Source organism: Gemmatimonadota bacterium, from assembly GCA_026706845.1.
Taxonomy (GTDB): domain Bacteria; phylum Latescibacterota; class UBA2968; order UBA2968; family UBA2968; genus VXRD01.
The window spans coordinates 1-6,942 of sequence record JAPOXY010000068.1; the positions used below are offsets into that span (position 1 = coordinate 1).

The following is a 6,942-nucleotide window of genomic DNA, read 5'->3' on the forward strand; positions in this document are numbered from 1 at the left end:
CCGCACAATGGCTATCGCTATGAACTCATAAAGGGAGAATTGCGCCAGATGGCGCCAGCAGGCAGACAACACGGACGAATTGCAGCGACAATCTGTAGCCGTCTCGAATCATTTGTACGAAATAATAATCTCGGTGAAATCTATGCTGCTGAGACGGGTTTTTTAATTTGGACCGATCCGGATACGGTGCGCGCTCCCGACGCGAGTTTTGTGTCGAGAGCACGCGCAGATGCCACAGACGAAGAAGAAGGGTTCTTCCCTGGCGCGCCCGACCTCGCCGTTGAAGTCATTTCGCCAAATGACCGCGCATCCGAAGTGACGGAAAAAGCATTTGATTGGTTGCGGGCAGGTGCGAAGATGGTTATTGTACTCGATCCCAAAACGCGCACGGCGACCATCTATCGCGGGTTTGACGATGTTCGCATTCTCACAGAAGGCGATACAATTGACGGCGGCGATGTCGTGCCCGGGTGGCAATTGCCACTTGCAGATGTGTTCTAATTTTAACAAAAAAGATTTTGCCTGTACTTTGTTTGTCATCGCGGCAGGTCCCCTGCTTCAAGCATGCAGGGGCATGCGTTAGCCGCGATCCAGAAGATTCTATCTTTCTTCAAGTGCCTCCCAGGTCTTTTTGCCGACCAGTGAGGCGTTTATTTTTTATAGATTGGTGTAAGTTTCCTCTTGCGGAGATGAAATGGCAAGAAGAAGGAAGACGAGAAGGACGCGCCGTGATCCACGCGAGGATCGGCAGAGGTCGCCAGTTTCTTTGGTGGACCGTTTGTTGCATTTGCAGGCGTCCGATGAGCGTCCGTGGAAGTTTTTGTTGCCGGTGCTCGCGCTGGCATTTGTGGTGCGTGCGGCGATTGCGCTGTGTGGCGATTTTGTTTTGCACCCGGATGAAATTATGCAGTATTTGGAGCCGGCACATCGTCTTGTTTTTGGGAATGGGGTTACGTATTGGGAGTTTTTTTACGGGGCGCGTTCATGGCTGGTGCCCGGTCTGGTTGCCGGGATGTTGAAGGTGTTTGATCTGGTGGGGCTTGGTGAGCCGTTCTGGTATGTGGGCGGCGTCAAGCTGATGTTTTGTGCAATTTCTCTGTTGATTCCAGTGGGGATGTATTTTTTTGCGCGGCGGCATTTTGGGGAGGTATCGGCGCGGGTTGCATTATTGGCTGGTGCGTTCTGGTATGAGTTGGTGGGGTTTGCCCACAAGCCGATGACCGAGTTTGTGGCTACTGCGCTGTTGATGGGGTTGCTGGTGCTGTGTGTGCAGTCGTCAGTGGATAGGGGGCGGACGGTCTATCTGATGGCGATCATAGCGATGCTGATGGCGGCGGTACGAGTGCAGTACGCGCCGCTTGCGCTGTTGGTTTTGGGTGTGTTCTTTTTGAGGACGGAGAAGAAGGTTCAACTCGCGATTGCTGCGGGTGCGTTTCTGCTGGGGGTGGGCCTGTTTGATGCGATGACGTGGGATGGGGATTTGTTTCATTCTTATCTCACCTATATCCGCTTCAATCTTTTGATTGGTGGAAGTTACACAAGCGAGACGCCTATATATCAGTTCTTGTGGTGGCTTTTGCTCGCGAGTGTGGGGTTGGGTGCGCTTTGTATGGTTGTCGCATTGCGCGATTGGCGGCGCTATGGGTTTTTGCTCGTTCTTATTGGTCTGGTGTTGTTCATTCATTCCGTGCAAGCACTCAAGGTGTACCGATTCGTTTTTGCGGTTATTCCGCTTTGGCTTTTGATTGGCGCAGATGTGGTGGCGAGAGTCCAGGGGAATGCGCGCGTATGGGGACTGGTGGGCGTCTTGTTCGCGGCGGTTTCGCTGGGGGGTATTCTGAATGCACTGCCCTCTCAGAATCAGGTCTATGGCGCCTATCCCAAAGAGGCTGGAAAGGTGGGATTCATTCGCGGTCAGGATCCGATTTTTGCCGCGTTTCGCTATCTCGCCCATGCACCCGGTGTTCTGGGGGTGTGGCAGGCCGACAGACCGTATTACAATCTGCCTGGCTATTATTATTTGCACCGGGAGATACCGTTTTACGATGCGTATTCAGGGCGTGCGATAAACAAGGGTCTGGAGATAAAAGCGGCTTCGGTCAGCCATATTGTGTCGGAGAATACCGAACGCGTCATTCCCGGCTATACGGTGGAGAAGAAATTTGGCGATATTCAGATCTGGCGCCGAGACGATAATGATGCGCCGGTCCGTCAATGGGAGGTGTACAATCCGATTATTGTCGGCGGTGTGGAACAGATTATGTCGCACGTTGATCCCAATGCGCCAAAACCGCCGCCTGATCTTGGTATCCGCTTCGCGGCTGAGAGCAGGTAATTTGTAGGAGACGGTGCCCATCTCGCGCAATTCGGGCTATCGGTGTATTCAATGCCCTGTAGCCACGTCTGAAAGGCCGATGCGCTGTTTTTTCAAGGCAATTTCGAGAAGACCAGCAGCCTGTTAAAGATGAGTGGTATGATTCCTACTCGTCCTCTTTGTCTTGGCATATAGTATTTCTGCTTTATACCACACAACTTGAGTTAGCTAAAAAAAGGTTGCAATGTCAGGATTCACCCTGAAAGAAAAATATGCAGTTGGTATGGCATTGGTCGTCAAATCTCTGATTGTGTCGGCAATATTGATTTCTTTTTATGCCTATTCAGATTTTGACAATGTACCGAATTTGTGGAATCGCTGGTACACCGGACAGGACGATGTGTCATCGTGGTATATTCCATTTGCCAACTGGGATGGACAGTATTATTTGCTGTTGTCTGATTGGGGATATAATTACGAGGAGACGCCCGATAGCCCGCGCGCATTTTTCCCATTATATCCCATGTTGATTCACCTTTTGAGCTATGTTGTTCCGCGAATGGTGGCGGCGGCTTTGCTGAGTTATTTGTTGACTGCGGGATTTTGTTATTTTTTGTTCAAGCTGGGTGAATATTTTGGCTGTGAGAAGCCTTATCTGGTTGTTCTGATTGTGCTGGCATTTCCCACCGCCTTTTTTACTTCGGTTTTTTATACAGAGGCGTTGTTTCTGTTCCTGCAATTGGGACTTGTTTATCATCTTCTGGTTACGAGAAGCAGAAAGAGGTGGGTCTATGCGGCATTGTTGCCGTTGACGAGGGGAACGGCTTTGTTTTTTGCTGTTGGTCTGTTTGCTTATATGCTCATAGAGCATTTTAGATCGGGAAAAAGAAAAACAGAGACGAGGAGCCAAAGACGGCGAAGGGCGAGGAAAGAAGATGCTTATGTAAGTGCGACAGTGGATTCGGTTGCTTTCAACTGGCGCTACTATTTGAGTTGCTTTTATGCTTTTTTTGTCGGGGGAGTGTTATACCTGGCGTTTTTTGGTTTTACTACGGGAGACCCTCTGGCAGGTGTGTCCGGGCAAGATACCTTTGGCGTCAATAGCATATCCAATCTGCTCAGTCCGGGGCATTTTATTGGGTATCTTTCCAGTGAGAGTACGAGTTGGTTTGGTGCGAGAGAGAGTTTGTTTAACAAGATTTTTGTTGTCGCCGCTATGCTGTGTTCTCTGATTTTTGTTTTGTATAAGGAGTGGGGGTTGCTGTGCTTTTATCTGCCGCTCATATACTGTCAGGCAGCAATGGGGATTGGTGTGTCTTTTCCCCGTTTCTTTTTGGTTGCGATTCCGTTCCTTGCGCTTGCGCTGGCGAGAAATGTCAAATATTCATGGCTTCTTTTTGCCATTTGCGCTGTAACGTTTGTTTTTCAGTTGTATTTGTTGCAGGTGTTCAGCCTGAATCTCTGGGTTGCCTGATGGAGGTGGGGTGTGTGCTTGACTAATCTCTTTGGCTATCGAACTGCTCTGCTCGCGGCGGTGTGCTTTGTCTTGCCACAGATGGTCATCGCCAGTTCCTTGCTTCACCACTTTTATGTCCACGGTGCCTTTCTTTATGATGCTGGCTGGTTCGCCTATCTGGCAACCCATGCCCTGACCCCAAATGTCACGAGTATTCCCAGTGTAGAAGATGTCCCGATGCTGGGGCGCCACGTTTTTCTTTTCTTTTTTCCTCTTTCATGGATTTACCAGATATTTTCATCTTTTTTCTCCGAGCAGGTCTATTTTTCAATCGTGCAGGGTGCATGGGCGGGGATGGTGAGTCTGGCGGTTTTTTTGATCGGTTATCGGGCGATGAATGGCTGGTTACTCGCAGTTGTATCCGTCGCTACGGGGCTTAATCCGTTCGTGTTCACATCGACCAGTTTTCCCCATGTGGAGATGGCGATGCCCGCGTTTATCGCCTTATTCATTGCCACCTGGATGAGGCTACGTGAACATCATCGTTTGTGGTGGTTGCCCTTTTTGCCTCTTGCCGGTCTGCTCAGTGTCCGGGAGGACGCGGGGTTGCACGGGTTCGGTCTGTTCATTCTGCTGGCGGCGTACTTCTGGTGGTGCGTGCGGGAACGACGGGATATCTGGCGGTTTTTCGGGCTGGTGTCTCTCATTTGTATTGGGTACAGCGTTGTGGCATTTCTGGTGCGGCAATCCTTTTCTCCGAGCGACGACACTATTGTGTGGAAGTTTGTCGGCTCGCCGCCCTACGCACACTTGACTGTGGATCTGATTTTGGAACGGTTGGCTTTTATAGCGTCCGACCGCGAGTATGTGTACATTCCGATGTTGGCGTTGGCTCTGCTCGCTATTGTGCAACGGAGCCTGCTGCCTCTGGTCGCCGTTGTTGCAGTTCTGCCGTGGGTGTTGTGGCATTTGATAGCGAAGGACCCGCTGGCTGGTACCTTTTATCCCTATACGATGGCACCGGTGATGGTGGTGATGTTCTGGCCCCTAACGTCCGCCTTGCTGCGGGAGATGACGCAGCCGGATGCTGCGCGGAAACACTCTGACCGACGCCATATTCTGATTTCCGGTCTGCTGCAACTGGTCCTGTGCGTTTCCCTGACTGCCACGCTGACGGGTAATGCCAATGTCCGCAAGAGTGTTGTGCGCGATGGATTCAGTTTTTCGTATATGAATAAAATCGCGCCGGTTGATCACGCTACTGATATAACCCACGGGCTTATTGTCGATAACGCGATGGGCGAGTTTATTATGGATAGTGCGATGGCGTCGCTGGTTCTGACGGATGTGCGACCGCACAATGTCCTGTCTCATGAATACGCTAAGTTCCAATACTTTGACGCTGCTGAGCGTGTGATCACCTTTTCGTCGGGGTTTCAGCGATACTTTCTGCAAGTGGATGATCGATTCGTTTATCACTATCCACAGGCAGATATTTATATTGTGGGCAAAAATGCTATCGCCGCGTTAGACGACACACCCTTTGAACTCCAGAAATTGTCTGAGGATGGGGAAGATTCTGCTGCGTTCAAGGCAGGTTGGCTCGGTACCAACCTCGGTTCGCTGAGTATAGGTCAAAGCTCGAGTGTGCTGGTAGATGCAAATAGCGATGCAACACTGTGCTTCTCTGTCCTGGCGCCGTTCCATCCGCCAGAGGATCCGCTAAAAGCCGTCATTTCCTACGCTGATGTGCCACCGCAGTCGTTTGATCTGGACAATAAGACGAGTAAGGATGTATGCGCTCCGCTGTCGGAGTTGTCCGGTGATGTGCGCGTGCGCTTTAGCGTTGCCAACCCGCATCGCAGTAAGGACGATTTCAACGGCGGCGGGATCGCTATTACCGAAATTACGTGGCGCAAATGAAAGGTCCACGACGCGATCCGCCAGGTATTCAGGCGGATGAGGAGAATATATTGACCATGTTTGCATCGCTATCAGCCCGTTTGCGCGCCGCGCCATATACTGTGGCATCCACAGGCGTGCTGTTGGTCGCGGCGTACCTGTGTCTGGTCAATCTGGATTATGCCGCGCTGTGGCACGACGAGGCGCCTCCCGCCTTTATAGGCAAAAATTTGCTGCAGCAGGGCGATATTCTCGGTTGGGATGGGCGCAATCTGGTCGGCGGTACCAACGGGCGTACGCTGAACGATGATCTGCGCGATGTGCTGCCGCCGCTGATGTATGTGCTGAACGTTGCCGGGTTTGCGGTGTTTGGCATCAATGAGATAGGCGCGCGCGTTGTTCACGCTGTTGTTGGAATTGTTGCCCTCGGTGTATTTTACTTGCTGCTGCGCCAGCATCTGTCGAACTATCCGCGGTTGATGTTCTTCATTTTTGTATTCGCTGCCTGGTCAGCACAGTTGTTGTTGTATTTCCGCCAGTCCCGCTACTTCTCGGTGATGGTGCTCGCGCTGATATTTATTTTTTATTTGTACGAGTGTTACTGGCAGAGCCGACGTCTGGCGTACCTGCCTGCTATCGCGGCGGTGGCGGCATTGTCGTTTTTTAATCACTACGCTGGTGGGGCAGCGACAATGCTTTCGCTGGGGGCGTATCATTTGCTTTTTCGCGCTCGTGTGACCACGCTGAGAGAGTGGATGTTGTTCGCTATCTGCGGCGTGGTTGTTGTTGTGGTGGGAACTGGCTATCTCTATTGGCTGGGCGTTATCGGCGGTGAGCGCAGCGGGTTTCTCGCTTTCACGGGCGTTACGAACCTGGGGGAATATCGAGGTGCTATGCCTTTGTTGTTGTTGAGAATCTGGATCTATATTCGGGAATTGTTCACTGCCGACTGGATTTCATGGCCGGTATTTTTGTGGTTTACAGGTATGATAGTGCTCGCCTATCAGGTCCGACGGAAGCAGGTGATCAGGGTATCGCGACAGGCAAGGCGACGGCGAACAGACACTGGTGCAGGTATTACTGAAAAGATCCTCGGAAACGATTTTCCTCTGGTGGCTGCGGGAAAAATCATTCTGATGGGCGCGCTGTTCGCGTTGTTTTCGGCAGCACTGTCGAGCCAGGCAGTATGGGCGCACCCGTTTGCCGATTTGCGCTATTATGTGGGCGCAGTGCCATTGCTGTTGGCGAGGAAGGGGCTGTGTGGGGCAGG

5 protein-coding genes are annotated in these 6,942 nt (G+C 51.5%); all 5 read left to right on the plus strand.

Features of this window, described 5'->3' with window-relative positions:
• Nucleotides 1-501: Uma2 family endonuclease (locus OXG87_06595; protein ID MCY3869209.1), on the plus strand; the 501-nt coding region annotated here is incomplete at its 5' end.
• A gap of 193 nt (nucleotides 502-694) precedes the next feature.
• Nucleotides 695-2,335 (plus strand): hypothetical protein, encoded by a 1,641-nt coding sequence (locus OXG87_06600; protein ID MCY3869210.1) that lies wholly within the window; start codon nucleotides 695-697, stop codon nucleotides 2,333-2,335.
• Between the two features lie 223 nt (nucleotides 2,336-2,558).
• The gene (locus tag OXG87_06605) at nucleotides 2,559-3,788 is read left to right on the plus strand and encodes a hypothetical protein (protein MCY3869211.1); all 1,230 of its coding nucleotides are present in this window, start codon (nucleotides 2,559-2,561) and stop codon (nucleotides 3,786-3,788) included.
• 18 nt (nucleotides 3,789-3,806) lie between these two features.
• Nucleotides 3,807-5,693 carry a hypothetical protein gene (locus tag OXG87_06610; GenBank protein ID MCY3869212.1) on the plus strand — a complete coding sequence of 629 codons (1,887 nt, stop codon included), beginning with the start codon at nucleotides 3,807-3,809 and terminating at the stop codon, nucleotides 5,691-5,693.
• Nucleotides 5,690-6,942: glycosyltransferase family 39 protein (locus OXG87_06615; protein ID MCY3869213.1), on the plus strand; the 1,253-nt coding region annotated here is incomplete at its 3' end. The genes OXG87_06610 and OXG87_06615, both read left to right, overlap by 4 nt.

What these genes read in the sequence shown, in the direction of transcription:
- OXG87_06600 (MCY3869210.1), top strand. Translation starts at nt 695, where the DNA reads ATGGCAAGAAGAAGGAAGACGAGAAGGACGCGCCGTGATCCACGCGAG.
- OXG87_06605 (MCY3869211.1), top strand. Translation starts at nt 2,559, where the DNA reads ATGTCAGGATTCACCCTGAAAGAAAAATATGCAGTTGGTATGGCATTG.